We start from the raw sequence: 25,785 nt of genomic DNA on the forward strand, positions 1-25,785 counted from the left end.
CTATTTTAACGCGTTACGGTTCTCAACGGGGTTAATTCTGTAAAAATTCTTAGGGTATACGTGTACAGCCTGACGTCCGCCTCGCATGCGCTAGAGAACCGAGCTGCCAAGACGATCGCTAAGCAGCTCCAGCGCGGCGGTGCCTGCAAGCGAGTTGCCGATGGCGTCCAGACCTGGCGACCAGACCGCAATGCTCATTTTATTGGGAATGACAGCGATAATGCCGCCGCCGACGCCCGACTTCGCCGGCATACCGACGCGCCATGCGAACTCGCCCGCGCCGTCATACATGCCGCTGGTGATCATCAGCGCGTTAATCTGTCTCGCCTGACGCGGCGTGATGATTTGCGCGCCATCGGCCGTTTTGCCCTGGTTGGCCAGATAGACGAAGCTGCGCGCCAGCTCAACACAGTTCATCGACAGCGAGCAGTAGTGGAAATAGGTCTGCATAACCTTGCTGACGTCGTTATGAAAATTGCCGAACGACTTCATCAGCCAGGCGATGGCGGCGTTGCGCGCCGAGTGCTCATACTCTGAGCGCGCGACGTGACGATCGTAGTTGATATCGGGCTGGCCGCTTAGCTGGCGCACAACCTCCAGCATACGCTGGCGCGGCGCGGTCAGGCGCGATTCCAGCATATCGCAAATCACCAGCGCTCCGGCGTTGATAAAGGGGTTGCGCGGCTTGCCGTGCTCCAGCTCCAGCTGCACCAGCGAGTTAAACGGCTGGCCGGAAGGCTCTTTGCCGACGCGCTGCCAGATTTCATCGTCGGAATAGCGGGTGAGCGCGACGGTTAACGACAATACTTTAGAGATGGACTGGATCGAAAAGCGCTCCAGCGCGTCGCCCGCCTGCCAGCACTGACCGTCAGGCGTAGCCACGGCGATGCCGAGCGCGTGCGCAGGCGCTTCGGCCAGCGCGGGAATATAGCTGGCGACGCTGCCGCGCGAGGTAAGGGGGCGCACCTGCTCCAGAATCTCTTCCAGTAGCGTATTGCTGAGTTCGGTCATGCGTGAATCTCCTTTTCTGAGGCGTCTGGCGCCGGATAATGAACGCGAGTCGCCGCTGAATCAATGCAGCCTGTGCAAATTATGTGAACGCCGCACCGCAACCCCGAGGACATCATGATAACCAGCCTGTTTGACGCTATACCGCAAGCCGCCGAGCGTGGCGAGCAAGAGACGTTTGAGGCGTTATTACGCCGACCCGGTCTGCGCATCGAGCGCATTGTCTCTACCGGCCAGGCGAGCCCGCCAGGCTTTTGGTACAGCCAGCCACAGGGAGAGTGGGTACTGGTGGTGCAGGGCGCAGCGGGATTGCAGCTGGAGGATGAAGCGCAAGAGCGGGTGCTGCGCGCGGGCGATTTTATCAATCTGCCTGCGCGGACGCGCCACCGGGTGAACTGGACCAGCAGCGACGAACCGACCCTCTGGCTGGCGGTGCATTATGAACTGCCGCCAGAGGAGGAAGGGTAAACGCTCACCTCATCTGCCTGGCGCTACCGGCCAGCGGTGCGAGCAGCATTTGCGCAAAGCTCAGCAGCGCCAGCAGGGCCAGCGGCAGCGTCCAGTCGCCGCTCCGCTGGTGTAACATGCCGAAAAAGAGCGGGCCGAGCGCCGCCAGCGCATAGCCTACGCACTGCGCCATGCCGGAAAGCTGCGACGCCTGACGATGATCGCGCGCGCGCAGGTTAAAAAGCGACAGGCAAAGCACCATTGAGGCCCCCGCACCCAGCCCAGCGATGATTAACCACAGCGCCGCCATACGCGGCAGCAGCAGTAACCCCAACACGCCGCAGAAAATGGCGGCAGAGGCGGTAAAAGCCGTAAGGCGCGCGTCGCGCAGCCGCTTTAACGCCACCATACAGCCGAGGTTGGCGATAATCGCGATCGCCTGGTAGAGAAAAAGCAGCCAGCCCGCTTCCGCCTGGCTGTAGCCTTTACTCTGCGCATAAGGCGTAAACCAGTCGATCAGGGTGTAAAACGCCAGCGACTGCAGCGCCATAAACAGCGAAACCTGCCAGCCGATTGCCGACCGCCACGGCGTAGCGCCGTATGGGGCGGGATAGGAGGTGGCGCCTGACGATCCTGCTGAGCGCGGTGCCAGCAGCGGCAGCCAAACGAGCAGCGCCACAAGGCCGGGCACCGCCCAGACGCCGAGCGACAGGCGCCAGTCCGCGTCGGAGAGCGCGGCGAGCGGCACGGCGATGCCTGACGCCAGGCTGGCGGTCAGCGACATGGTGGCGGCATAAAGCCCGATATATTTCGCCGTGTGCTGTGTAAAGTCGCGTTTGATAAGCGGCGGCAGCAGCACGTTGGCGGCGGCGATGCCGGCGCTCAGCAGCACCGTCCCGCTCCAGAGCGCCGCCTCCAGCGGCAGCCAGCGAACCATCGATCCCAGCGTTATCAGCAGCAGCGCCGCCCAGAGGCTGCGCTCCAGCCCAAAGCGATTACCCAGCACGGCGGCAATCGGTGCCAGCGCGGCGAACAGCATCAGCGGAATAAAATTAAAGAAGCCTGCAGCGGCGGCGCTCAGGCCGAACGCGTGCCGTATGTTTTCCAGCACCGGACCGACGGCGGTGATGGGCGCGCGCAGGTTCGCGGCGGTCAACAGCAACACCAGCAGGAAAAAACCAGAGTGGGTAACGCGAGAAGCGCGTTGCGCATAAGCCTGTCGAAAGGTCATAAGATCCGCATCACAAAGTGCGGCAAAGCCGCTGTGGTGCGTTGGTTGACGTTAACGCTTACGCACCAGGAAGAAGAGAGCCCGGTGTCTGCACGCTACTCTAAAGGCTACCGCCGCCGCTGTAAAGCCGACCCGCCAGGGGCGCGATATATAACACCCTGCGATAACAGACTGGCGGCAATAAAAGCACAAACTTATTTTTGTCGGAAAGATGACAGGCGTGGTAAATAAGCGAGACGATAATTCAGATGTGCTATTTAAATAGCATTGCGCTTTTCTGCGCCATTTAACTGAAGCGGCAGGGCCAGCAGAAATAAGATTATTCCTTAATAAACAAACTAATTTCCTCCAGCGCTTCGCTTTTATTAAATTTGCGCAATTGTGCTTAGCAACTATTATTAATTTCTGTAGCGTCCTGGCCAGGAAAGCAATCATCTGATTTGATAAGAGGAACCTGTAATGGCGATTAAAACACTGGTGGATCTCTTTATTCATGACCTTTCTGATGTCTACAGCGCAGAAAAGCAAATTACGCGCGCACTGCCGAAAATGGCGCGCGCCACAACAGACGCCTCGCTAAAAGCGGCGTTTGAAGCGCACCTTGAAGAGACGCGCGGACAAATTGAACGTCTGGACCAAATTGTTGAAAAAACAGAAGAACTGCGCATCCGCCGTATGAAATGCCATGCGCTGGAAGGCTTAGTGGAAGAGGCCCAGGAGATTATCGACTCTGTTGAAGCGGGCCCGGTGCGCGACGCAGGCCTGATTGGCGCTGCCCAGAAAGTCGAACACTATGAAATTGCTACCTACGGCACGCTGACGGCAATGGCGAAACGCCTGGGATTTGACGAGGCGGCAAAATTACTGGCCGAAACCCTGCAGGAAGAAAAAGCCACGGATGAAAAACTAAATGTGATTGCTGAGAAAACCAGCTAATTATCCGATGCGATGAAATCTGTATTTGCCGTACTCACATTTCAAAGAGGTGAATCATGTCACATGAAGAGAATTATCTGGCCTGGCTGAAAGATGCGCATGCTATGGAAAAGCAGGCGGAAAGCATGCTGGAAAAAATGGCGTCTCGTCTCGAACACTATCCTGATTTAAAAGCGCGTATTCAGCAGCATATTGAAGAAACGCGCCAGCAGCAGACGTTATTACAGTCCGTTATCGACCGTAACGATACGTCGAACTCCGCCTTCAAAGACGCGATGGGCAAACTCTCCGCGATGGGGCAGGCCATGGGCGGCATGCTGGCCGACGACGAAGTGGTGAAAGGGGCGATCAGCGGTTATGTCTTTGAGCAGTTTGAAATCGCCAACTACACCTCGCTAATTGCGGCGGCAGAGTTGGTGGGCGACCACGAAGGCGCGCGTATTTTCGAACAAATTCGTGAGCAAGAGATCGCGATGGCGGAATGGTGCCTGACGCATCTGCCGGATGTGACCCAGCAGTTCATGACGCGTGACGCAGCTGAAGGCGTTGAAGCAAAAAAATAATAACGCCACAGCCAGGCCCTCTTCTCAGAGGGCCAATCATCCCACTGGAAAGGAATGAGCAATGTTCAGACACGTTAAGAAACTACAGTATACGGTCCGTGTTGAAAAGCCCAATCCGGGACTGGCTAACCTGTTGCTTGAGCAGTTTGGCGGTCCGCAGGGCGAACTCGCTGCGGCATGTCGCTACTTCACCCAGGGTCTGGGCGATGATGACCCGGGCCGTAAAGATATGCTGATGGATATCGCTACGGAAGAGTTGAGTCACCTGGAAATCATCGGCTCGCTGGTGGGCATGCTCAACAAGGGCGCGAAAGGTCAGCTGGCGGAAGGCACTGAGGAAGAGGGCGAGATTTATCGCAATATTACCGGTGCCGGTAACGACAGCCATTTGACCTCGCTGCTTTATGGCGGGGGTCCGCCGCTGACTAACTCTGCTGGCGTACCCTGGACGGCGGCCTATGTCGATACCATCGGCGAAGTAACCGCTGACCTGCGCTCCAATATCGCCGCCGAAGCGCGGGCAAAAATCCTTTATGAGCGTCTGATCAATATGACCGATGACGTCGGCGTAAAAGATGCGCTGGGCTTTTTGATGACGCGTGAAGTCGCGCACCAGATCTCGTTTGAAAAAGCGCTCTACTCGATTCGCAACAATTTTCCACCGGGTAAGCTGCCGCCGATTGAGCAGTATGCCAACGTCTACTACAACATGTCAGCGGGCGAAGGTGATATGCGCGGTAGCTGGAACGCTGATGAGAACTTCGAGTTCGTAGCCGATCCGGCGCCGGCCGTTGACGGCGGCGACGGTAGCGCTTCAGTGACCCTGCCGTCCGATCAGGCGACCGATCTCGCTAATATGGCCAGCCGCACCGCCTCCGATCCCAACCTGAACCCGACCACCGGCGCAGAGCTTGGCTCAACGCTGGGCGAAGCGAATCAACTCAGCTCGGATAAACCTCGCTCGTAAGCACCACTCGCGTCAGTCACTGCGCTGACTGACGCGATATCCCTCTTCTCAGATAATCTTTCAGTACAGGCTCAGCGCCGCATCCGCTTTCTCTGCTTAATGAAATTCTGGTTCAGGAAAATGTCCGCAGTCGTTCTGGCTGGCGGTGGTGCCTGGCTGGCAGGTTTGCTGTCGCGTTTCAGCGGAAGGTACGGGCTTTTCCGGCGCCACGGGGCCTGACTGACAGGCGCTAAGCAGAGTAATAAACAGGGCAAAGGCAACAAAACGCATATCCGCTCCTTGTGATGAGATGAAGTAAGCAAACAAACGTCGTTGGTCAGCAGCGTGACCAGAGGCGTACTGCTAAGTGTAGCGGGCGGCAGGAAAAGGTCGAAAAATCAGGCTGAAGCCGCCAGGCGGCTTGCAGGGCATTCAGGATCAGAACAGGGCAAACATCAGGGCGACGGGAAAGCTCATTGGCCAGGTGGCGCCGACCAGAAAGGCGCTTAACGCGCGAATCGTCAGCTTATCCTTTGCGATAAAAAAGGTGATTAACGTGGCGATTGAAGCCATCACCGCATAGAACACCAGCATATGTTGATAGAGGCTCATTAATACTCCGCATCGTTATAGTGGTTTTGCTGCGCACTATGCGGAAAATCGTGATCCAGATCAAGTGAAAAGCAGCAGCGGAAATTAAAGAAATTGATTTGGCTGCGGCTATGGGGTGGTTGACAGCGATTTCAGGCTGAAATTGGGCAGGGAAAACGCGCCGGATCCTTCTGGCGCGAGGGCTGCACGCGCAGAGACGCGTGGCGAAGCCTGTTGTAATCAGAGGAAGCGCTGTTCAATGTCGCGCCAGCTTTCGACGCGATCGTAACCGGTTTCCTGCTGGTTTTGCGCCGTGCTGAATAATATGCCTTCGCCAGTAAACTGCGCGAAGTTCTGTGGATTGGCGTCGATCAAATAGTCTGCATTGAGAATGCCCTTGCTGCTGCAGCAGATAATATTCATCGGGCTGATAAACGGAAAATTGGCTTTCAGCCATTCCAGTTTTGCCGTCTGCGAGCGTGGAAACTCTACCGCCGCCGTAGTGATAAAGATTTCATATTCCTGTGCCAGGCGCTCAATGACGCGCTGCGCATCCGCTAAAGCTGGCAGTCCAGCGTAAAAACTCTCCTCGCCGATCAGCTCTTCAATCTCCTGAAACAGCGCCGGGCGCGACTGTTGTGGTTTTGCTGCGTCCAGTGAACCTGTTTGAGCCTCAGAAGAGGCGGCGTCAGGGCTAAATTTGTGGTTCAAGTCGATAATGACTTCATCCATCTCAATGGCGATACGTTTCATGTTTTCCCCTCGTCAATCATCATGCCAGGGCGGCTAGAATAGCAGTCGCGCGGCTCCGCTTGTAGTCTCTGAATAAACACCACGCAAACAGGTCACTAAATAAACAATTGAAGCGGGTTATTTGGCGGATTACTGTGAGGTGCGCTGGAAGCAGGAAAAAGAGAGGGGAAGGCCGCCCCGAAAGGCGGCACAAAGGCTTAACTTTGCAGATAGAGCGTTTTGATATCTTCCAGCGTGGCTTCGCGCGGATTGCCGCCGGTGCAGACATCGTCCAGCGCGGCCTGGGCCAGCGCCGGCACATCATCTGGATTCAGACCGACGTCGCGCAGCGAAGCCGGGATGCCCACGTCGCGGCAGAGCTGTTTGACCGCTTCGACGGCCGCCTGACGCGCCTGCGCCAGCGGCAGCGTATCCACCCCTTTTACCCCCATCGCGCGCGCGATATGGCGATATTTCTCGCCGGTGTAGTCCGCATTCCACGCCATTACCCCAGGCAGCAGGATCGCATTGGCGACGCCGTGCGGCACGTTATAAAACGCGCCCAGCGGGTGCGCCATACCGTGCACCAGGCCAAGCCCGACGTTGGAGAAGCCCATACCAGCCACATATTGACCCAGCGCCATCTGCTCGACCGCCTGCATATCGCCTTTCACGGAACCGCGCAGCGACTGGCTGATGATCTCAATGGCGTTGAGATGCAGCATATCGGTCAGCTGCCAGGCGCCGCGCGTAATATAGCCTTCAATGGCGTGCGTCAGCGCATCGATCCCGGTTGCGGCTTTCAGCGCCGGCGGCATGCTGGCCATCATCTCTGCGTCGATGATCGCCACCTTTGGAATATCGTGCGGATCGATGCAGACGAATTTACGGCGTTTCTCTTCGTCGGTAATCACATAGTTAATAGTGACTTCCGCCGCGGTGCCTGAGGTAGTGGGGATGGCGATCAGCGTCACGCAGGGATGACGCGTCGGTGCGAAGCCCTCCAGGCTGCGCACGTCCGCGAACTCGGGGTTGTTGATGATAATGCCGATCGCTTTGCTGGTATCCTGCGGCGAGCCGCCGCCGATGGCGATAAGATAGTCCGCCTCAGCCCGCTTAAATACCTCAACGCCGCGCTGCACCACGGCGATGGTGGGGTTCGGCACCACCTCGTCGTAGAGCGCCCAGGGAAGCTGATTTGCCTCCATCAGGTCGGTAACGCGCTTAACGGCGCCAGCGGCGACCAGCGCTTTATCGGTGACGATGAGCGCCTTTGTCAGGCCGCGCCGTCGAACCTCATCCGGCAGGTTGCGGATGGCGCCTGCGCCAAAAAAAGCGGTCTCATTCAAAATCATTCGCTGTGTCATTTTCACATCCTTGCTTAACAAAATTCCCATTACCTTCTCGCTTAACCGCTCCTCGTTTCTGCCAACTTCGTCACATTCCCTGTGAAGCACAATTGATGAAAATCAACAAATTAGCGGTTGTTTGCCGCCAGATAAGTCGTTTCCAGCCCAGCCAGAGCCATTCCTGCCAGGCAAGTTTCTCATCCTCTGTTAGCCTCAATGGGAGCATTAAAGCTTTAACCAACGGAGGAAATGATGGCGAAACCGCAAAATCACGGCTGGAAACTGGCCTCGCGCCCGCACGGTAAACCGGTTCAGGAGAACTTCGAATTCGGCGAAATCCCCCTGCCCGCGCTGGAAGAGGGCGATCTGCTGCTGCGCACCATCTACCTGTCGCTCGATCCCTATATGCGCGGCCGGATGAGCGACGCTAAATCCTATGCCGAACCGGTGAAGCTGGGCGACGTGATGGTCGGCGGCACGGTGAGCCGCGTAGTGGAATCGCGCCATGGCGATTTCCAGCCGGGCGACTGGGTATTGTCGAGCGGCGGCTGGCAGGCCTATTCGGTCACTCCCGCCTCTGCGGTGAAAAAGCTGGGTAACGACCTCGCTAATCCTTCCTGGGCGCTGGGCGTGCTGGGGATGCCGGGCTTTACCGCCTATATGGGCCTGCTGGATATCGGCGAACCGCAGCCTGGCGAAACGCTGGTGGTGGCGGCGGCGACCGGGCCGGTGGGCGCAACGGTGGGGCAGATCGGCAAGAAGAAGGGCTGTCGCGTCGTTGGCATCGCCGGCGGCGAAGAGAAGTGTCGCCATGCGGTTGAGGTGCTGGGGTTCGATCTCTGTCTGGATCATCATCAGGACGATCTGGCGGCACAGCTGGAAAAAGCCTGCCCGGACGGCATCGACATCTATTATGAAAACGTCGGCGGCAAGGTGTTTGACGCGGTGCTGCCGCTGCTGAATACCAAAGCGCGTATTCCGGTGTGCGGGCTGGTCTCCGGCTACAGCGCGACCGGGCTGCCGGACGGCCCGGATCGCCTGTCGCTGCTGATGGGCGACATTCTCAAGAAACGCCTGCGCGTGCAGGGCTTTATCATTTTCGACGACTATGGCCATCGCTACGGCGAGTTCCTGGAGGCGATGGAGCCCTGGGTAGAGCAGGGTGAGATTCGCTATCGCGAGCATATCATCGACGGATTGCAGAATGCGCCTACGGCGTTTTTTGACATGCTGGAGGGGAAAAACTTCGGCAAAACCGTGGTGCGCGTGGCGCAGGACGAAGAGTAATAGAGAGGTCCCGCCCGCAGGCGGGACTTTTTCTTATGCCGGGATCAGCTTTTCCTGCTTCAGGCGATCAAACAGCGCGAAAAGATCGTCGCGCGTGGAGTGATAGCCGGTAAAGCCCGCTTTGCGGCTCTTGCTCATATCGGTGAAAACCTCCATCGGACGACCCAGATCGGCATCGGTGTGCCACCAGGAAACCAGACGGTTGATATCCGCTTCGCGTAGCGAGTAGTGCTGCGCCACGGCTTTCCACTGCGCCTCGGCCTCTGTCATACGCTGTTCCAGCGGCTGGGTTTCATCTGGCATCGGCTGCGCCTCAATGCCAAAGTAACGGGCAATCTCGCCCCACATCCATTTCCAGCGGAACACATCGCCGTTTACGGTGTTGAAATCTTCGTTTTGCGCGCCTGGCGTCTGGGTCGCCCATTCCAGCTGCTCGGCCACCAGCGTCGCGCTGCTCATGTCGGTGACGCCGTGCCACTGCGCCGCCGAGCCGGGGAAGATAAACGGCAGGTTATGGAATTTGCACAGCGAGGCGTAGACCGCCAGCGTCTGTCCCATATTCATCGCGTTGCCCAGCGCAAACCCGATCACGGTGTGCGGGCGATGCACGCTCCAGCGATAGCCATATTTCTCCGCGCCGGCGAACAGTTCATCTTCCTGCGCGTAATAGAAATTATCGACCGGCTGGCGTCCCTGTTCTTCACGAAACGGCGTCATCGGCACCGCGCCTTTGCCGTAGGCGTCGAACGGGCCGAGATAGTGCTTAAGGCCGGTCACCAGCGCAACATGGCTGCCGTTAAGACGCTCGCCCAGCGCCTCGATTACGTTGCGCACCATTCTGCCGTTCACGCGGATGTTCTCTTTTTCCGTTTCCTGGCGCGCCCAGACGCTGAAGAAAAGCGCGTCAGGCTGGAGATCTTTCAGCGCGTCTTTTACCGAGTCCGCCGACGTTAAATCAGCGGTCAGTGCGTGGCAGCCCTGCGGCACCGGCGTGCGTCCGCGCGACAGTCCGTAGACTTCCCAGCCATCCGCCAGCAGGCGCTCCGCCGTTGCGGTGCCGATCACGCCGCTGATCCCGGCGATAAGTGCTTTCTTTGACATGCTTTTTCCCTGGGGTTTGACAACAAGACAACAGAAGAGTGTAGACCGGGATTGGCGGGTAAGCTCAGCGCGAGACGGGGTGGCTGTCACCCTTTACCCATACCAGCCATACCCTTTCGGCTCGCGTGAAAAGCCCGCGCGGCGCAGCGCGTCGATCAGCGGTGACTGCCCTGCGGGTTTGCCGTCGATCGTTTCCAGCGTAAAGCCAGACGCTCTCTCCCGACGCAGCGCGACGGCCAGCGCGGCAATTGCGGCGGCGTGCCAGCTCGCTTCGCCATAGCTCAGCAGCTCTTTGCCGCCCTGCGCCAGGTAGAGCGCCAGCTGACCGTGACAGAGCACTACCAGCGCGCCGCTGCGGCGAACCGGACGCGTGGCGGCGCTATGCGTGGGCCAGCGCAGCGTTACGCCGAAGGGAGAGGCGGGATCGACAGCGGAGAGTGCCACCGCCAGCGGATCGCGCGCGGCGCGTTCAGCAATAACGCGCAGGCGCTCAATGGTGGCGTTCTCCGCGAACTGCGCGCCGCCTAGCCCGGCAACGAAGCGGCCGCGCAGCACGCGCCCGGCATCCTCCAGCCCGCGCATCACCGGCTGCAGCGTCGGAAAGCCGCCCGGTACCTGCTCCGCCATTGCCGCGCCGCGCGTCACCACGCCCCAGCGGTCCAGCATATTCTCGGCCATTGCCAGCGCCAGCTGGGCTGGCGGCGCGACCGAACGATAAAGGCGCGACCAGCGGCCGGGCAGGGCGAGCGTGGCGGGGCGTCCCAGCGGCAGGCTGAGGCGGCCGCGTCGCGTGCGCAGTGAACGGGTCGGTTTTGACCGCGCGCTGTTCGCCATGCCGGTCAGCTGGCGCAGTGCCGCCCAGGTATCCGATGTGACATAGCCAGCCCACGCTAAATCCCACAGCGCGCTCTGGATCTGCGCCTCATCGACGGGCTGTTCGGCGGCGACCGCGGCGGCGATCTGGTGCGCGAACCATGCGCCGCCATCATCGAGCCGCCCCAGAATAGCCTCGTGCAGCGGCGTCAGACGCAGCGCGTCACTGTTCTGCGGCAGCGGCAGCAGCGTTTCCGCCGCAAACTCGCGCAGGTGCAGCGACACCAGGCCGTCGTTGTGGCCCAGCGAGCGCTCGCCTGCCCAGATAACCTCGCCCGCCGACAGCAGCTCGTCCAGCATCGCGGGCTGATAGTCGTGCACGCGCGACGGCAGGATTTGCGACTGCCAGATCGACGCAGGTAGCGCCAGCCCGGCAAGCTGCTCCACCACGCGCGCCACGCCGTTCACCCCTTCGTAACTCCCCTGCGCGACAGGCGAACGCGCTGCCTCGCCGCTTAACCCCTGTCGCTCCAGCAGCAGCGATACCCAGGCTTCTGGCGGCACCGGGCGCGTCGCCTCGCGCGCGGCCTGCAAAGAGCGAACGCGCAGGCGTCTGAAAACCTCTTCGGCCACCCACCCATCGCCCCAGCCGGTCGCGCGCTCTTCTGCGGGATCGCCAAAATCGCCCTTCAGCAGTTTGCCCTGCGCGCGCAGGCGCTCCAGCGTTTCGCTGACCACCGCCGGGCCCAGCCCAAAATGACGCGCCAGCGCATCGGTGGTAAAGGGGGGATGGGTGCGGGCATATCGGCCGAACAAATCGCGCAGCGGATCGGCGGCTGGCTGTAAAAAGGCGGCGGGAATATCTGCCGGTAGCGTGACGCCCAGCGCGTCGCGCAGGCGCGCGGCGTCTTCAATCGCCGCCCAGCGCTGTTCGCCAGCAATGGTGACGGCGATGGCGCGATGCGCCGCCACCAGCTCAGCGATGGCGTGCTCGGGTGCGTCGCCGTCGAAGCGGGCGGCCAGCGCCGCTGCGCTCAGCGGCCCCAGCTCGCGCAGCAGGTCGGCGACCCCCTCTTTGTCGCTCACCCTGTAACGCGCGGCGAGGCGCTGTAGCTCTTTTGCCACCTGAGCCGTGACCCCGGCGTCCAGCAGTTCGCGTATATCCGCCTGGCCAAGCAGCTCGCTCAGCAGGCCGCTGTCGAGCGCCAGCAGCGAGGCGCGCCGCTCCGCCAGCGGCGCATCGCTGGCATAAATAAACTCTGCCACGTAACCGAACAGCAAGGGCGCGGCAAAAGGCGACGGCGCTTCGGTGGTCACCTCGGCAAACTGTACGCTGCCGTTCTGAATGCGCACCATCAGCGCATGCAGCGCGGGCAGGTCGTACACATCCTGCAGACACTCGCGCGCCGTCTCGATCAGAATGGGAAAGTCGGCGTAGTCGCGCGCTACCGCCAGCAGCTCACCGGCACGCAGCCGCTGCTGCCAGAGCGGCGATCGTTTGCCAGGATTTCGGCGCGGCAGCAGCAGGGCGCGGGCCGCGCATTCGCGGAAACGCGCGGCAAACAGCGCTGAATGCGCGATGGCGTCGGCCACTTCGCGCGGCAGGGCGTCGGCGTCGAACTGAAACAGCTCGGCGCCCGGCACGTGCCCCTCCATATCGGGAAAGCGCGCCACAATGCCGTCATCGCTCGCCACGACAGAGGGATCCAGGCCCATCCTGCGGCGAATGCGCGCCGCGACCGCCAGCGCCCAGGGCGCGTGCACGCGCTGGCCCCACGGCGAATGGAGAATAACGCGCCAGTCGCCGGTCTCATCGCGGCAGCGCTCGATCAGCAGCGTGGCGTCGGTCGGCAGCAAACCTGTCGCCTCGCGCTGTTCCGCTATCAACGCGTGAAGATTGTGCTGCGCGCTGGCGTCGAGCCCCGGCATCTGGCTAACCTCGCCGGACTGCTGCTCCCAGTCCAGCCTGCGTAAAAAGCGGCCGATACTTTCGCCCAGCAGCGCCGATCGCCCCAGCCCGTCGCCGCGCCAGAAGGGAAGACGCGCCGAGCGGCCGGGCGCGGGCACCACCACCACCTGATCGTGGGTGATCTGCTGAATGCGCCAGGAGGTGGCGCCGAGCGTGATAATGTCGTTTACCCGCGATTCGTACACCATCTCTTCATCCAGCTCGCCGACCCGGCGCGAGCCCGCCTGCTCTTCGCCCTCAGGCAGCATGACGCTGAAGGATCCTCGATCGGGAATGGTGCCGCCGCTGGTGACGGCAAGGTGTTGCGCGCCGGGACGAGGCGTCAGCAGATTCGCGTCGCGATCCCATATCAGGCGCGGACGAAACTGGGCGAATTCATCGGAGGGATATTTGCCCGCCAGCATATCCAGCGTGGCGTCAAACAGGCTGCGCGGCAGGTTGCGAAACGGATCGGCGCGGCGCACAACGGCGAACCACGCATCCACTGAGAGAGTATCCATCGCTACAGCGGCGACCGTCTGCTGCGCCAGCACGTCGAGCGGATTCTGCGGCGGCGCAACCGGCTCCAGTTCGCCGCTCAGCATACACTGCACAATCACGGCGGCGTCGAGCAGATCGCGCCGCGTGCGCGGAAAGACGATGCCGCTGGAGGTGCCCCCAACCTGATGGCTGGCGCGGCCGACGCGCTGTAGCGCGCTGGCGACCGACGGCGGCGCGCCGACCTGGATCACCAGGTCGACCGTTCCCATATCGATACCCAGCTCCAGACTTGAGGTGGCAACGACGCAGCGCAGCTCGCCAGCTTTAAGGGCGTCTTCGATGTCTCGTCGCTGCTCTTTCGAGACCGAGCCGTGATGCGAGCGGGCGAGGGTGGCTGACGCGCCGTCGCTGCGTTGCCCGGTGCCGCCGTTAAACGAGTCCCAGGCGTGGGCGGGCTGCGCCAGCGCCTCGGCATCGCTGAGGCTGGCGGCGTAGCGTTCATTTAGCCGCGCCGTCAGCTTCTCCGCCAGGCCGCGAGAGTTGGCGAATACGATGGTGGCGCGGCGCGCCAGCACCAGCTCAAGGATGCGCTGTTCGATATGGGGCCAGATGGAGCCTGACGCGCTGCTGGCGTCGGGCGCGCCGCTGCTATCGGGGCGTCCTGGTATATCGGTCATATCCTCGACCGGTACCGCAATGCGCATCTCCAGCGCGCGCGAAGCGGGCGGGTTGACGATCAGGGTTTCCTGCACGCCGCCGAGAAACTGCGCGATGCGCTCGACAGGACGCACCGTGGCTGAGAGACCGATGCGCTGCGCCGGCTCAGGCAGCAGCGCATCCAGCCGCTCCAGGCTCAGCGCCAGCTGCGCGCCGCGTTTGCCGCCCGCCACCGCGTGCACCTCATCCAGGATCAGCGTCGTCACGCCGCGCAGCGCTTCGCGGGCGCGCGACGTCAGCATCAAAAACAGCGATTCCGGCGTGGTGATCAGGATATCGGGCGGCGTGCGCTGAAGTTTTGCCCGTTCACTCGCGGGGGTATCGCCTGAGCGCATGCCCACCGTTAGCGTAATCGCCTCTTCACCGCGCGCGAGACGCTGCTGATAAACGCCCTCCAGCGGCAGCTGCAGATTGCGCTGCACGTCCGCCGCCAGCGCTTTAACCGGCGAGATATAGAGAATGCGCGTGCGCGTGGCTTTCTCCGGCATCGCCTGCGCGTCGCGCTCGCGGAACAGCGCGTCGATGGCGTGCAAAAACGCCGCGAGGGTTTTACCCGAGCCGGTCGGCGCGATCACCAGCGCATGCTGGCCGCTGGCGATGGCCTCCCAGGCCGCCGACTGCACCGGCGTAGGCGCGGCGAAGGCGTGCTGGAACCAGCCTTGAGTCGCGGGAGAAAAGCGTGAAAGCGCAGCAGCCTTAGCAGACATATCAGATTGAAATCACCGTGTTAGCAGGGAATGCCTAAGCGTAGACCCTGGCGCTAAGCGCTGCGCGGTGAAAAGAGCCCTCAGGTTTTCCTCTATGTTCTGTTCTCATTTTTATGCCGGTTCCCGCTGTGGCTTCCATACTGAGGGTTCAGCCACTTAAACGGAGAGAGTTCATGAGATTAGCAAGCGCCTTTCTGCTGGCAACACTGCCGGCGGCGAGTTTCGCTGCCGTCCCGCTGTTTACGCTGCAATCGCAGGATTTTACGGATAACGCCTTTTTATCGAAATCCTTCGCTGGCAATAACAAAAGCAGCCCCGCCTGTACCGGCGAGAACGTCTCGCCTGCGCTGAACTGGTCGAATGCGCCGCAGGGCACGAAAAGCTTCGCGCTGCTGGTCACCGATCCCGTCGGGGCCAAAGGCCTCGGCGTCACCCACATGGTGGCCTACAACATCCCCGCCGCCACCACCGCCTTCGCCCAGGGCGATCTCACCAAAGGCAAAGGTTATACCGGCGGCAAAAATACGCCTGGCACCAACGCGTGGTATGGGCCATGCCCGCCGGTCGGCAGCGGGATGCATCACTATAACTTTGTTGTCATCGCGACTGATTTGCCGCCTGAACAGCTCAAGGCGGGTCTGACGCATGAAGAGCTGGTGAAGCAGCTAAAAGGCCATGCGCTCGGCGCCGCCTCGCTGGTGGGGAGGTTCAGCAACGATCCGCAAGAGTAGAAGAGAAGGGCGCAGGCCGGTAACGGCCTGCGTCGCCTGGGCGGATTAACTGGCCGAGACGTGCTTTGCCGCCGCCATGTTCGCCATGCGCACGGCGTCAGCGAGGCTCTGCTGTGCCGCCAGCGCGCGACAGAGCACGCCGGTAAAGCAGTCGCCAGCGCCATGAGTGCTGATCAGCCGAATCTTTTCTGCGGGCTGGCTGAGCGCCGACGCGCCCTGCTGGCAAAACGCGACGCCGTGTTCGCCAGCGGTCACCACCACCTGACGAAAACGTCGGGCAAGCGTCTCGGCGGCTACCATTGCTGAAGCGAGATCGCCTACCACGACGCCGCACATGTCGCGTGCCTCTACTGCGTTGATCACCAACAGATCGATACAGGCCTCCAGCGCGGGTTCCAGCGGCCGTGCGGGCGCCGCGTTGATGCAAACGGGAATGCCGCGCGCCTTCGCCGCCGCTGCCGCCAAAAGATTGGTTTCGGCGGCGATTTCATTCTGTAGGATCAGCATCGCGGCGTTGCGCCACAGCGGCTCGCTGCGCAACGCGTCCGGCGCGATATGCTGGTTGGCACCCGACACCACCACCGCGCCATAGTCGCCTTCCGCATCGCTGATCGCCACGCTCATACCAGATGCGATGCCGTCCGCCACCTGCACGCAGGCGATGTCGACGCCGCCCGCCTGCAGAGCGGAGAGCAGAAACCGGCCCGACTCGTCCGCGCCTACCGCGCCGACAAAATGCGTCTCTGCGCCAGCGCGTGAGGCCGCCAGCGCCTGATTACCGCCTTTGCCACCGAACTTATAGCGACAGGCGGTGCCCATAACCGTCTCGCCCTTTTCCGGGCGATGGGGCGCGTCCAGCATGATGTCGTAATGCAGACTGCCGACGACGACAATTTTACTCATGGTTAGAATTCCCGAAGATCCTGAACCGCATGCTGAGTCTTCATTAAATTCCGCTCCGCGCGCTTGAGGTCTTTTTTGGCAATTGCCACAAACAAGGCATCAAGAATATTAAGCTGCGCAATACGCGAAGCAGCGTTTTCCCCAAGCAGATGCGATCCCTGAGAGGTTGAATTGAGCACCACATGCGCGTTGCGCGCCACTGGCGACTCGGCGTAGTTGGTGATGGCAATGACCTTAGCGCCGTTGCGCGCTGCCAGTTTTACCGGGTCGTTCACGGCGCGCGTGGAGCCGGAATGGCTGATAGCGATAACAACGTCGTCGTCGGACAATACCGCTGCGGACATCAGCATGATATGGGCGTCGTCATAGGCGGTGGACTTGATGCCGATCTTCAGCATCTTGTGCGAGAGATCGCGCGCCACCGTCGCCGATCCGCCCACCGCATATAAATCGATATGGCGCGCCTTAAAAATAATATCCGCCGCGCGATTGAATTCAGAAATATCCAGAATCGACATCGTCTCTTCTATCGCCTGAATAGAGGTTCTGAATACCTTCGCGAGTAATTGTTCCGACGAGTCGTCTGGTTCGATTTCCGCGTGCAGACCGGCCACTTCAGATTCGTTGTAATAAATTAAACCGCTTCTGAAATCCCGGAATCCGGAGAAGTTAAGCTTTTTAGCGATCTTGACTACCATCGCCTCGGAAACATTATTCTCCAGCGCAATCTCTTTCAATGAGGTGCGCTCGCTAATGTCCGTGCGTGCAAGGATCGCCTCTACCACGCGCCGCTCAAGCGGCGTCAGCTGTGGAATGCGCATCCGGATTTGAGCGCCAATGGCTCGCGGATCTAGCTTCATTAATTGCCTCGGGTCGCTCTGTCGATCAACATCGCTATGATAATAATCAGACCGGTTGCAAGCAATTGATAAAAAGCCTGAATATTAAGCAGCGTCAGACCGTTACGTAGCGCGCCGAGAATAATGACGCCGATGAGCGTGCCAAAAATGCTGCCTTTTCCGCCCATCAGTGAAGCGCCGCCAATAGCCGCCGCCGCGATAGCGTCCAGCTCCCACAGGTTGCCGATGGTAGGCTCTGCTGCGCCCAGACGCCCAATCAGAATCAGCGCGGCCAGCGATGCCAGCACGCCGGAAATCACGTAGACCGTGACCTTGGTGCGCTTGACCGGCACGCCCGCAACGCGTGCTGCCTCTTCATTACCGCCGATAGCGAGAATATATTCACCCAGCGGCGTTTTATTCATGACTACCCACAGCGTGAGCGCGATAAGCGCGACGATGACAATAGGTACAGGAATGCCGAACAGCGTGCTGTTAATCAGGCTGCGAAACGACAGCGGGATACCGAATACCGGGCTGCCGCCGGTGTAAATCAGTGCGATGGCGCGGAACAGCGACAGGCCGCCGAGCGTGACGATAAAAGGCTGAAGACCCGCGTAAGCGATAAGCGATCCGCTGAACAGGCCGCACAGCGCGCCGATGCCCAGCGTAGCGAGAATCGCCATTGGCACCGGCACGCCTGAGATCATGAGGGTGGCACCCAGCACCGCTGAGAGCGCCGCCGTTGGCCCGACCGAGAGATCAATACCGCCGGAAATAATCACCAGCGTCATGCCCAGTGCAATTAAGGCATTAATTGAAGACTGCTGCAGAATATTCAGCAGGTTCGGCAGGGTAAAAAATACCGGGGACAAAAAGGAGAAGGTGATAATTATTATCAGCAGTCCAATTAAGGTGCCTGCGTCGCGTAGATTAAACTTTAACAGCGACGACACGGGCGTCGTCGCGCGTTGGGTGGTTTGCGTCATCATAGTCAGGGCCTTTTTTTAACTCAGCAGGTGAAAAGGTTAAACGGATTCCAAATCGTTAATGGCGTAGCGGGCGATGTTCTCTTCTGTGATAGCGTCGTCGGTCAATTCCTTCGTAATTTTACCTTCGCGCATCACCAGCACGCGGTCTGAGATACGGATAATTTCCGTCATTTCCGAGGACACCACGACGATCGCTTTACCAGCCTGTGCCAGTTTTTCAATCAGGTTATAAATTTCCGATTTGGCGCCGATATCGATGCCGCGCGTCGGCTCATCAAATAAAAAGACGTTGGCGTCTGCCGCGACCCAGCGACCGATAATGACTTTTTGCTGATTGCCGCCACTCAGGGTGCCGATGGTTTTTTCTATATCAAGCGGACGCAGTTTCAGATCGCTCATTACCTCTTGCGCCGCCTGGTTCAGTTTCTGCCTACTGACAATCCAGGCGCGGGTGAACTGGCGCAGTGAAGGCAGCGCCATATTCATCTTCACCGCACGCGCTTTAATGATGCCCTCTTTTTTGCGATCTTCTGGCACCAGGCCGATCCCGGCGCGGATCGCCGCGCTGACGTTGTGGTTGCGCACCGGCTGTCCGTTGACAAACACGCTACCGCTGCTGCGTTTGTCGAGGCCGGCAATTAGCTTCAGCAGCTCGGTGCGTCCCGCGCCGACCAGCCCGGCGATGCCCAGCACTTCGCCAGCCCGAACGCTAAAGCTGGCAGGCGATATTTCGCTGCCGCGCGCCAGATTCTCTACCCTTAATACTTCTCGCTCAGTTACCCAGGCGTTGTGGGCGAGCTTTTCGATTTTGCGTCCAACCATGCGCGCAACGATGCTCTCTTCGTTCTCGTCGCAGATATTCACTACGCCAACCTGGCGACCGTCCCGCATAATAGTGGCGCGATCGCAGACGCGAAAAATCTCATTCATCTTGTGAGAGACGTAAATCAGCGAGACGCCCATGGCTTTCAGGTCGGCGATCAGCTCGGCGAGGCGATCGAACTCACGCGGCGTCAGGCTTGAAGTCGGCTCATCCATCGCGATGATTTTCGCGTCATCCAGCAGCGCGCGCGCGATTTCAACAATCTGCTGCTGAGACACCTTAAGGCTTTTGATCGGCGCGGCGGGATCGATAGTGGGATCGAGCTGTTTAAGCAGCAGCGCCGCGCGCGCCAGCTGCGACTTCTTATCGACCCACAGGCCACCCGCCCGGGTTAGCGGCTGCCCGAGGAACATATTCTGCGCCACGGAGAGCTCCGGCACGTGCTGTAGCTCCTGATGAATCATGGCGATACCGGCCTGACGCGCGCTGAGCGGATTTTTCATCTGCACCGCCGCGCCATTGACGCTGATCTCGCCACTGTCCGCCGGCCGCACGCCGGAGAGGATATTCAGCAGCGTCGACTTGCCCGCGCCGTTCTCACCAATCAGCGCATGCACTTCACCCGGCTTCACGGAAAAGTCGACATTTTGTAAAGCGGCAGCGCTGCCGTAGGTTTTGCTGATGCCACGCATCGTTAAGCGATACTCTTCCATATCCCCTCCGCCTGCATTACTGCTGGGTTAACAGCTGACGCAACTTGTCGTTGTCTTTGGTGGAAAATGCCTCGACGTTTTCTTTGGTGATCAGCGCCTGCGGCGTTGAAATTACGCGCGATAGCTTCTGCCCGTTGACAAGCCGCAGCATTACGTCCATCGCCACCTCGCCGGTCAGCACCGGGAAGCTGTCAACCGTGCCGGTCAGCTCGCCGCGCTTAATTGAGGCGTAGGCGTCGGAGATACCATCGGTACCAAAGATTTTGGTCTGATCGGCCTTGTTCAGTGAGCGCACCGCCTCTACCACGCCGAGCGCCATGGTGTCGTTGTTGGCATAGAAACCGATGAGATCGGGATGCTGCTGCAAAATGGTCGATGCGGCGTTAAACGCCTGTTCGCGGCTCCAGTTGGCAGGCACGCTGGCGACGATATTAAATTTACCGTTCGCCTGCAGCGTCTCTTTAAAACCGCGCGTGCGCTGGCCTGCGGCATAAACGCCAGGCTGACCTTCGATCACCGCCACTTTGCCGCCCTGCGGATAGTGTTGAATGAACCATTTGGCGACGCGTACGCCGTTATCTTTCTGCACGTTGCCAACGTAATAGCGCGCGTTCGGCATCACCGCGTCGTTAACGTTAACTACCGGAATATTCTTGCCGTTGGCGCTTTCCAGCGCTGGCTCAAGGTTGATATCGGTCTGCGGCGACACCAGCAGACCGTTAAACCCCTGCGAGATTAGCGTTTCTGCAATAGAGAGCTGGCCAAGCTGATCGTCTTCGTTAGCGGCGGCCTGATAGGCGACGGTAAAGCCATATTTTTTTGCCGCGTTCTGGTAGCCCTCGCCGAGAGAACGCCAGTACTCATTGGTCAGGGTTTTCGACACGCCGCCAATTTTCAGCTTACTGTCCACTTTAGGCAGCGCGCCATATTTGCTGTCGAGCTGGGTCCAGTCGGTGCGATCGGGTTCGGTGTCTGACTGCAGCGGCGCCAGTTCGGCGGCATACAGGCTGCTGCAGAACAGCGAAGAGGCGAGTACAGAGAGTAAGAGTTTTTTCATGTTATTATCCTGCGTTCTCGTGGTAGGGAGGTCCTGGTGCAAGCGTGCGTCAGCGGTTATCTGGCGAGCATAATGTCGTTGACGATCTGCTGAGAGGTGACCGCATCCTGACGGCCGATAGCGTCGAACAGCGCGGCGTTGTCGTTGAGCTGCTCACACAGTTTCAGCAGACGGGTGACCGTGGTGATATTGGTTTCGGCTTCACGCACTGGATCGAGTCCGCTGGCGTCCGGGAAGGTGTCGAAATAGTAGGCGCCCTGATAGCCGTCACGCTGCATCTGCCAGAGAAATTCCAGCGTGGCGCGCGGATTCACCGAGCCCGCCATCAGACCGTCGTCACGCTTGCCCCAGCCGTCATTGAGATCCAGTCCCAAAAGGCGAGAGCGACGCGCGACCATCGCAGCCGCATAGGCAGGAATCTCGTTGGCGAACAGCACGTGAGCGAAATCCAGCGTAATGCCGAGATTAGGGCTTCCGGCTTCCTCTACCGCCAGAAGACAGGTCGTGACGTTAGGAAAGATGCTGAAGGCGCGCGGCTCGTTAGGCTTATATTCAATGCTGACGTCGATATCCGGCGCATAGTCGGCGACTTCGCGCACCGCGCTTACCGCGTCTTCCCACATTTTTTTGTAATCGGCCTGAAAGCAGTAGTCGAAACCATCCTGCCCCATCCACAGCGTCATCAGGCTGGCGCCGAATTCGCGCCCAGCGTCGATGCCGCGCTTGGTTAATTCAATCGCCTCGCGGCGCACTGCGGCGTCAGGATGGGTAAAGGCGCCGATTTTGAACTGCGGCGCATCCCAGCGCATTTGCATGCCGTTGACCGCTAACCCGGCGTCAGCGATTGCCCGACGCATCGACGGAATGTCCTGCGTGATATGCTGCGGGTAGTTCAGGTCAAGGTGCGTCAGGCCATTAACGGTTCCGGCACGAGCAATCATCTGCAGCACCGAGGGCTTGCCCTGTAAATTCGGCCAGTAGCGATGTGCGCCAGAGGCAAAGGAGTTCAGGCGTGTTGCGAATTTTAATTCCGACATGTGAGGTCCTTAACCATTTGTGAAGTACTTTCTTTTTTTACAAAATTTCGTGAAGTGGTATTTTTATACGCCTGCGATTTTTTTATACAAGAGGGGCGGCGGAACAAAAGTGTGTTTTGCGAGAGCGCTCACGAAAGTGCAGGCAGCGACTGGATTGGGCGGTGCGAGACGATACGACAAAAGACAAAGAAAAGCCCGTACCAGGAGAGGCTGGAGTTTAAAAAAGATAACTGATAACAGAGATGTGTTTATTCGCTTATTTTCAGTCGCCGATAATATTTGAGAGGCTTACATGAAAGGTATCATGGTGAGGAAAAAAGATTACGTTGAATAAGCGTCAAAAAATCACCCTTAATAGTCGATCATCAATCAGTAATTTTCTTAATGTTGAGGGCAAAGTAAAAAATCGCTTTTACTAAGGTTAAAAAGATCTCAATCATTTATTGCGCAGTTTTTTCTGATGAGGGCCGACGACTAATTTTGCCGCCTGTTCGACCCGCTTCAACCACACGTTCACGGCAGCTTGTCACGTTGCCACTGCCCGGCTGAGCCCCTTTTCGCCCCGCCCCGCGCGCTCTTTTCGGGGTTTCCGTAACGTTGCCTGGACCACCGCGTCGTTGAAACATATTGCACCCCGCCCAGTGAAAACTCTTCAGAGACGAATAAATTATGAAATCAGTAGCGCAATATTTCAACAATGCGCAGCGGAGGCGGGATTTAATTCATGGAAAGGATTAATAGTCGGGAGAAATATAGCGCGTCTAATCTGTTCATAATAATTAGATTGAATGGCACTTCTGTACGCTTATCGATCGGCTGTACAGGATTTCTGAAACGTTACTTCGTGAAGGGAATCACAGAATAATTACCGCTTTTCCGGGGGTTTGCGCCTGAGTTGGCGTTAACCCCTGGTGCGTCTGGCAGACAAACCGCTGAGAAAAGCAGGGTGCTCTACACAACGATGGCGGCAGGTGTGCAATAAGCGCAGCGGGAGGTGCCAGTCGTCTATACTTGATATAACCGAAGCGAGAAACAGCAAGCAAGATGAGGTGACAATGAACGAAGAGGCCGAACGCCAGCTGTTTGAGCGCTGGATCCGCAGCGATGCGTTTTTTGAGGAGCGCTGGCTCAGACGAGACAGCTTCAGAGGCTATCGCTACCACCTTGTGGAAAATCGCTGGAAGGCGTGGCTCGCGCGCAGCAAACTGAGCCCGTAATTTCTTGCCGCGAAGCGGCTCCGGCAGGTCAAACAGGTTTTCAGCCGAAAGCGCCACCTGTTTTCACCCTTTTTATTTCTGTAAAAACGGCAGCTCTGCTAAGCAGTATGTTTAAAACATAAACGCCGCCCTGCAAAAAAAAATATTATGGCAAAGTAAAGTTTTATTAATTGAGCCCGGCGGCCACAATTTTGTGATGTTTCTTTTTATCATTTTTAGCTGAAAATAAACGCTGGCGCCGGAGTATCGGCATGCGCGCGTTAAACTTTAGTTTTAAACACTAATAAAAACTTATCCTCCAGCCTGGCTTAATGAGGCACAAGTGGTGGGCAGGAAAAAAATCATAAACCATTGTTTTTTATGGTCACTACCTGGTTTGGCTTAGTTGCATCATGCAATAAATATCGTCTGTATATTCAGTGGTAAATCACCGTTAGCAATCTATACTCCCTTTTCGCCACTTGTTTTGCCGTGCGTTTCTAAAAAAAGGCGTCGCAAAGTATTAGTAGTTCAGCCTGATTACCGATTAAAAAATTAGCCCGGCTATTTTTTACTTATTACCCGTGTCCACAGTCAGACTTACCCGGATGGAAATGATGAAAAACCTGCTCGATAAAATTAACCTGCCCGTTAAATTTCTTATCCTCGGCTTATTCGCCCTGATTTTGTTTGTTTTACCGACAACGCTCTTTATTCAGAGCGGAAATCAGCTTATCGACGCCAAGCAGCGCGAGCTGATCGGCGTCCCGGTGGAAAAACAGATGCTGAAGCTGCTGAATCTGCTCCAGCGGCATCGCGCGGAAACCGCCATCGCTATTGCGCAGAAAAAGCCTGATAACCCGCCGCGCATGGCGCTGGTGGCCGAGATCAACAGCCTGTCTGAGACAATTCAGTCGGCGCTACGCCAGCAGGATGCCAGCGCGCAGCCGCTGCAGCGTCTTGATAAGATGACACAGGCGTGGACGCAGCTGCAGAGCAGCATCAACAGCGGCTCGCTCTCGTTCGCCGACAGCCTGACCGCGCATGCGCAACTTATCCAGATCATGCTGAGCGCCAATCTTGACGTGCTGGACTATTACGGCATGTCGCTTGATAGCGATTTGAATACCTATCAGCTGATCACCAGCATTTTTAACCGACTGCCGCAGCTCACCGAGACGCTGGGGCAGATCCGGGCGGCCGGCGCTTCCCTGCTGGGTTCTGGCACCCTCTCTGAAAGCGATTACAGCCGCATGTCTTTTCAGGTAGAGACGGGGAAAACGGCGCTGGAACAGTTTAATGGCAACCTGCAAAAGGCCTACGCTATTGAACCGGCGCTGACTGCAGATTTCAGCGCCGTCGCGCAGGAGGCGGAGCGCCAGGCGCTCGACGCCCTGCAGCTGGCCGAGCGCATTTTTGTCAGCAGAAGCGCTAGCGTCGCGCCGGTCGAATATGTCCAGACCCTTACCCAAGCCATCAACCAGTTCAGTGCGCTCGGCGAGCAGAACAGCGACCGCCTGACGCAGATGCTACAAAAGCAGATCGATACGCGTCGCCATGCGCAATTTATGCTGCTGGCTGGTCTGCTGGCGGTTGCGCTGGTGGCGATTCTCATGGCGCTGCTGATCAGCCGTTCGGTGACGCGTCCTCTGCAGGCGGCCGTTCGCCTCGCCAGCCAGGTGGCGGCTGGCGATCTGACCTCGACGCTGCACATTGGCGGCAGCAACGAAATGGCTGAGCTGCTGCACGCTCTGATGAAGATGCAGCAGCACCTTGCCCGTCTGGTTTCCGATATCAAAAGCCATGCGGCCACCATCGCGACCTCTTCCAAAGAGATAGCTCAGGGCAATGGCGATCTCTCTTCCCGCACTGAAGAGCAGGCCGCGTCGCTGGCGCAAACGGCAGCCAGCATGGAACAGCTGGCTTCAATTATTCAGCAGAACGCTGACAATACCCGCTACGCGTCGGATAAAGCGGTTTCCGCCACCCAGGCGGCCCTGATGAGCGGCGAGGCGATGGATTCAGTTATGGCATCGATGCGCAAGATCCGCGGCAGCTCCGGTCAGATTGAAGAGATTACCTCAGTTATCGACAGCATCGCCTTTCAGACCAATATCCTGGCGCTCAACGCCGCGGTAGAAGCCGCCCGTGCCGGCGAGTCGGGCAAGGGCTTCGCGGTGGTCGCCACGGAGGTGCGCGCGCTGGCGCAGCGTTCGGCCAGCGCGGCGAAGGAGATCAAAAGCCTGATTGAGCAGTCGGTCGGCCAGGCGCAGGAAGGGATGAACATGGCGCAAAGCGCGGGCGAAAAAGTGAAGCAGAGCCTGAGCGCCATCGAACAGACCTCGCAGCTGATCCGTGATATCTCCGCGTCGTCGGCAGAGCAGAGCAGCGGCGTTTCGCAGGTGAATATCGCGGTTAATCAGATGGATCAGGTGACCCAGCAGAATGCGGTGCTGGTGGAGCAGTCGGCGGTTTCGGCGGACGATTTGGCTGAACGCGCCGGGCAACTGCGTCACATGGTCGCGGTATTCCGTACGATCTGAAGCTGCAGCAGCGCGTCAGCAAAACGGCAGAAAGATTTCTGCCGTTTTTGCGTAACGCAACCGGCTGTAACCGC

22 protein-coding genes are annotated in these 25,785 nt (G+C 58.8%); 8 read left to right on the forward strand and 14 right to left on the reverse strand.

Translation table 11 applies throughout. The annotated features are described in order from the left end of the window. Window positions 1–90 precede the first annotated feature (90 nt). Window positions 91–1,011 carry a glutaminase B gene (gene glsB, locus Q9R34_RS16795; protein WP_485895168.1) on the reverse strand — a complete coding sequence of 307 codons (921 nt, stop codon included), beginning with the start codon at window positions 1,009–1,011 and terminating at the stop codon, window positions 91–93. A 114-nt stretch (window positions 1,012–1,125) separates the two neighbouring features. On the opposite strand from glsB, the gene Q9R34_RS16800 reads away from it, so the two are divergent. Then, window positions 1,126–1,476, forward strand: coding sequence for a cupin domain-containing protein (locus Q9R34_RS16800; protein ID WP_485895170.1), 351 nt, complete (start codon window positions 1,126–1,128; stop codon window positions 1,474–1,476). Window positions 1,477–1,480: 4 nt separating this feature from the next. Here the strand turns inward: Q9R34_RS16800 and Q9R34_RS16805 are convergent, their stop codons facing one another. Then, window positions 1,481–2,686 (reverse strand): CynX/NimT family MFS transporter, encoded by a 1,206-nt coding sequence (locus Q9R34_RS16805; protein WP_485895172.1) that lies wholly within the window; start codon window positions 2,684–2,686, stop codon window positions 1,481–1,483. Window positions 2,687–3,145: 459 nt separating this feature from the next. On the opposite strand from Q9R34_RS16805, the gene Q9R34_RS16810 reads away from it, so the two are divergent. From Q9R34_RS16810 to Q9R34_RS16820, 3 genes are all read left to right on the forward strand, one after another. After that, window positions 3,146–3,622, forward strand: a complete 477-nt coding sequence (locus tag Q9R34_RS16810; protein WP_485895174.1) for a YciE/YciF ferroxidase family protein — start codon at window positions 3,146–3,148, stop codon at window positions 3,620–3,622. A gap of 56 nt (window positions 3,623–3,678) precedes the next feature. After that, entirely contained in the window at window positions 3,679–4,185 is a 507-nt protein-coding gene (locus tag Q9R34_RS16815) for a ferritin-like domain-containing protein (RefSeq protein ID WP_434123430.1), read from the forward strand. Window positions 4,186–4,246: 61 nt separating this feature from the next. Continuing rightward, on the forward strand, window positions 4,247–5,152 hold the full coding sequence (locus tag Q9R34_RS16820) for a manganese catalase family protein (RefSeq protein ID WP_485895176.1): 906 nt from the start codon (window positions 4,247–4,249) through the stop codon (window positions 5,150–5,152). Window positions 5,153–5,248: 96 nt separating this feature from the next. On the opposite strand, the gene Q9R34_RS16825 is transcribed toward Q9R34_RS16820, so the two are convergent. The 4 genes from Q9R34_RS16825 to fucO all read right to left on the reverse strand — a co-directional run bounded on the left by Q9R34_RS16825 (window position 5,249) and on the right by fucO (window position 7,821). After that, window positions 5,249–5,422 carry a hypothetical protein gene (locus tag Q9R34_RS16825; RefSeq protein ID WP_434123428.1) on the reverse strand — a complete coding sequence of 58 codons (174 nt, stop codon included), beginning with the start codon at window positions 5,420–5,422 and terminating at the stop codon, window positions 5,249–5,251. A gap of 147 nt (window positions 5,423–5,569) precedes the next feature. Beyond that, window positions 5,570–5,743, reverse strand: coding sequence for a GhoT/OrtT family toxin (locus Q9R34_RS16830; RefSeq protein WP_065426280.1), 174 nt, complete (start codon window positions 5,741–5,743; stop codon window positions 5,570–5,572). Window positions 5,744–5,962: 219 nt separating this feature from the next. Then, the gene (locus Q9R34_RS16835; protein WP_485895178.1) at window positions 5,963–6,475 is read right to left on the reverse strand and encodes a 5' nucleotidase, NT5C type; all 513 of its coding nucleotides are present in this window, start codon (window positions 6,473–6,475) and stop codon (window positions 5,963–5,965) included. Between the two features lie 197 nt (window positions 6,476–6,672). Next, entirely contained in the window at window positions 6,673–7,821 is a 1,149-nt protein-coding gene (fucO, locus tag Q9R34_RS16840; protein WP_485895180.1) for a lactaldehyde reductase, read from the reverse strand. 234 nt (window positions 7,822–8,055) lie between these two features. On the opposite strand from fucO, the gene Q9R34_RS16845 reads away from it, so the two are divergent. Further along, a complete protein-coding gene (locus tag Q9R34_RS16845; protein ID WP_485895182.1) occupies window positions 8,056–9,090 on the forward strand; it encodes an NADP-dependent oxidoreductase in 1,035 nt (344 codons plus the stop codon). 33 nt (window positions 9,091–9,123) lie between these two features. Here the strand turns inward: Q9R34_RS16845 and Q9R34_RS16850 are convergent, their stop codons facing one another. Beyond that, window positions 9,124–10,191: an SDR family oxidoreductase gene (locus Q9R34_RS16850; RefSeq protein ID WP_485895184.1), complete on the reverse strand. Its 1,068-nt coding sequence runs from the start codon at window positions 10,189–10,191 to the stop codon at window positions 9,124–9,126. A gap of 93 nt (window positions 10,192–10,284) precedes the next feature. Next, the gene (locus tag Q9R34_RS16855) at window positions 10,285–14,877 is read right to left on the reverse strand and encodes an ATP-dependent helicase (RefSeq protein WP_485895186.1); all 4,593 of its coding nucleotides are present in this window, start codon (window positions 14,875–14,877) and stop codon (window positions 10,285–10,287) included. A 173-nt stretch (window positions 14,878–15,050) separates the two neighbouring features. Here Q9R34_RS16855 and Q9R34_RS16860 point away from each other — a divergent pair, with 173 nt between their 5' ends. Then, the gene (locus tag Q9R34_RS16860; protein ID WP_485895188.1) at window positions 15,051–15,608 is read left to right on the forward strand and encodes a YbhB/YbcL family Raf kinase inhibitor-like protein; all 558 of its coding nucleotides are present in this window, start codon (window positions 15,051–15,053) and stop codon (window positions 15,606–15,608) included. Window positions 15,609–15,653: 45 nt separating this feature from the next. Here Q9R34_RS16860 and Q9R34_RS16865 read toward each other — a convergent pair whose 3' ends face one another. The 6 genes from Q9R34_RS16865 to Q9R34_RS16890 are packed head-to-tail and all read right to left on the reverse strand — an operon-like array spanning window position 15,654 to window position 21,972. Beyond that, the gene (locus Q9R34_RS16865) at window positions 15,654–16,511 is read right to left on the reverse strand and encodes a PfkB family carbohydrate kinase (protein WP_485895190.1); all 858 of its coding nucleotides are present in this window, start codon (window positions 16,509–16,511) and stop codon (window positions 15,654–15,656) included. A 2-nt stretch (window positions 16,512–16,513) separates the two neighbouring features. After that, window positions 16,514–17,371, reverse strand: a complete 858-nt coding sequence (locus Q9R34_RS16870) for a MurR/RpiR family transcriptional regulator (RefSeq protein WP_434123419.1) — start codon at window positions 17,369–17,371, stop codon at window positions 16,514–16,516. Next, on the reverse strand, window positions 17,371–18,342 hold the full coding sequence (locus tag Q9R34_RS16875) for an ABC transporter permease (protein WP_485895192.1): 972 nt from the start codon (window positions 18,340–18,342) through the stop codon (window positions 17,371–17,373). The genes Q9R34_RS16870 and Q9R34_RS16875 overlap by 1 nt, the downstream gene beginning before the upstream one ends. Window positions 18,343–18,378: 36 nt before the next feature. After that, window positions 18,379–19,878, reverse strand: a complete 1,500-nt coding sequence (locus Q9R34_RS16880; protein WP_485895194.1) for a sugar ABC transporter ATP-binding protein — start codon at window positions 19,876–19,878, stop codon at window positions 18,379–18,381. Window positions 19,879–19,894: 16 nt separating this feature from the next. Then, entirely contained in the window at window positions 19,895–20,935 is a 1,041-nt protein-coding gene (locus Q9R34_RS16885) for a sugar ABC transporter substrate-binding protein (protein ID WP_286868116.1), read from the reverse strand. 56 nt (window positions 20,936–20,991) lie between these two features. After that, window positions 20,992–21,972, reverse strand: a complete 981-nt coding sequence (locus tag Q9R34_RS16890) for a TIM barrel protein (RefSeq protein ID WP_485895196.1) — start codon at window positions 21,970–21,972, stop codon at window positions 20,992–20,994. A 1,055-nt stretch (window positions 21,973–23,027) separates the two neighbouring features. Here Q9R34_RS16890 and Q9R34_RS16895 point away from each other — a divergent pair. Continuing rightward, the gene (locus Q9R34_RS16895) at window positions 23,028–23,189 is read left to right on the forward strand and encodes a hypothetical protein (RefSeq protein ID WP_434123415.1); all 162 of its coding nucleotides are present in this window, start codon (window positions 23,028–23,030) and stop codon (window positions 23,187–23,189) included. A gap of 596 nt (window positions 23,190–23,785) precedes the next feature. Then, window positions 23,786–25,711, forward strand: coding sequence for a methyl-accepting chemotaxis protein (locus Q9R34_RS16900; RefSeq protein WP_485895296.1), 1,926 nt, complete (start codon window positions 23,786–23,788; stop codon window positions 25,709–25,711). The last annotated feature ends 74 nt before the right edge of the window (window positions 25,712–25,785 follow it).

Origin of the sequence: Enterobacter sp. BRE11 (assembly GCF_031844285.1) — a bacterium.
In the GTDB taxonomy this organism is placed as follows: Bacteria; Pseudomonadota; Gammaproteobacteria; order Enterobacterales; family Enterobacteriaceae; genus Pantoea.

What these genes read in the sequence shown, in the direction of transcription:
- Q9R34_RS16820 (WP_485895176.1), top strand. Translation starts at nt 4,247, where the DNA reads ATGTTCAGACACGTTAAGAAACTACAGTATACGGTCCGTGTTGAAAAG.
- Q9R34_RS16850 (WP_485895184.1), bottom strand. Translation starts at nt 10,191, where the DNA reads ATGTCAAAGAAAGCACTTATCGCCGGGATCAGCGGCGTGATCGGCACC.
- Q9R34_RS16870 (WP_434123419.1), bottom strand. Translation starts at nt 17,371, where the DNA reads ATGAAGCTAGATCCGCGAGCCATTGGCGCTCAAATCCGGATGCGCATT.
- Q9R34_RS16830 (WP_065426280.1), bottom strand. Translation starts at nt 5,743, where the DNA reads ATGAGCCTCTATCAACATATGCTGGTGTTCTATGCGGTGATGGCTTCA.
- Q9R34_RS16880 (WP_485895194.1), bottom strand. Translation starts at nt 19,878, where the DNA reads ATGGAAGAGTATCGCTTAACGATGCGTGGCATCAGCAAAACCTACGGC.
- Q9R34_RS16800 (WP_485895170.1), top strand. Translation starts at nt 1,126, where the DNA reads ATGATAACCAGCCTGTTTGACGCTATACCGCAAGCCGCCGAGCGTGGC.
- Q9R34_RS16845 (WP_485895182.1), top strand. Translation starts at nt 8,056, where the DNA reads ATGGCGAAACCGCAAAATCACGGCTGGAAACTGGCCTCGCGCCCGCAC.
- Q9R34_RS16895 (WP_434123415.1), top strand. Translation starts at nt 23,028, where the DNA reads ATGAACGAAGAGGCCGAACGCCAGCTGTTTGAGCGCTGGATCCGCAGC.
- Q9R34_RS16875 (WP_485895192.1), bottom strand. Translation starts at nt 18,342, where the DNA reads ATGATGACGCAAACCACCCAACGCGCGACGACGCCCGTGTCGTCGCTG.
- Q9R34_RS16810 (WP_485895174.1), top strand. Translation starts at nt 3,146, where the DNA reads ATGGCGATTAAAACACTGGTGGATCTCTTTATTCATGACCTTTCTGAT.
- Q9R34_RS16825 (WP_434123428.1), bottom strand. Translation starts at nt 5,422, where the DNA reads ATGCGTTTTGTTGCCTTTGCCCTGTTTATTACTCTGCTTAGCGCCTGT.
- Q9R34_RS16835 (WP_485895178.1), bottom strand. Translation starts at nt 6,475, where the DNA reads ATGAAACGTATCGCCATTGAGATGGATGAAGTCATTATCGACTTGAAC.
- Q9R34_RS16865 (WP_485895190.1), bottom strand. Translation starts at nt 16,511, where the DNA reads ATGAGTAAAATTGTCGTCGTCGGCAGTCTGCATTACGACATCATGCTG.
- Q9R34_RS16855 (WP_485895186.1), bottom strand. Translation starts at nt 14,877, where the DNA reads ATGTCTGCTAAGGCTGCTGCGCTTTCACGCTTTTCTCCCGCGACTCAA.
- Q9R34_RS16900 (WP_485895296.1), top strand. Translation starts at nt 23,786, where the DNA reads ATGAAAAACCTGCTCGATAAAATTAACCTGCCCGTTAAATTTCTTATC.
- Q9R34_RS16885 (WP_286868116.1), bottom strand. Translation starts at nt 20,935, where the DNA reads ATGAAAAAACTCTTACTCTCTGTACTCGCCTCTTCGCTGTTCTGCAGC.
- Q9R34_RS16860 (WP_485895188.1), top strand. Translation starts at nt 15,051, where the DNA reads ATGAGATTAGCAAGCGCCTTTCTGCTGGCAACACTGCCGGCGGCGAGT.
- Q9R34_RS16805 (WP_485895172.1), bottom strand. Translation starts at nt 2,686, where the DNA reads ATGACCTTTCGACAGGCTTATGCGCAACGCGCTTCTCGCGTTACCCAC.
- glsB (WP_485895168.1), bottom strand. Translation starts at nt 1,011, where the DNA reads ATGACCGAACTCAGCAATACGCTACTGGAAGAGATTCTGGAGCAGGTG.
- Q9R34_RS16890 (WP_485895196.1), bottom strand. Translation starts at nt 21,972, where the DNA reads ATGTCGGAATTAAAATTCGCAACACGCCTGAACTCCTTTGCCTCTGGC.
- Q9R34_RS16815 (WP_434123430.1), top strand. Translation starts at nt 3,679, where the DNA reads ATGTCACATGAAGAGAATTATCTGGCCTGGCTGAAAGATGCGCATGCT.
- fucO (WP_485895180.1), bottom strand. Translation starts at nt 7,821, where the DNA reads ATGACACAGCGAATGATTTTGAATGAGACCGCTTTTTTTGGCGCAGGC.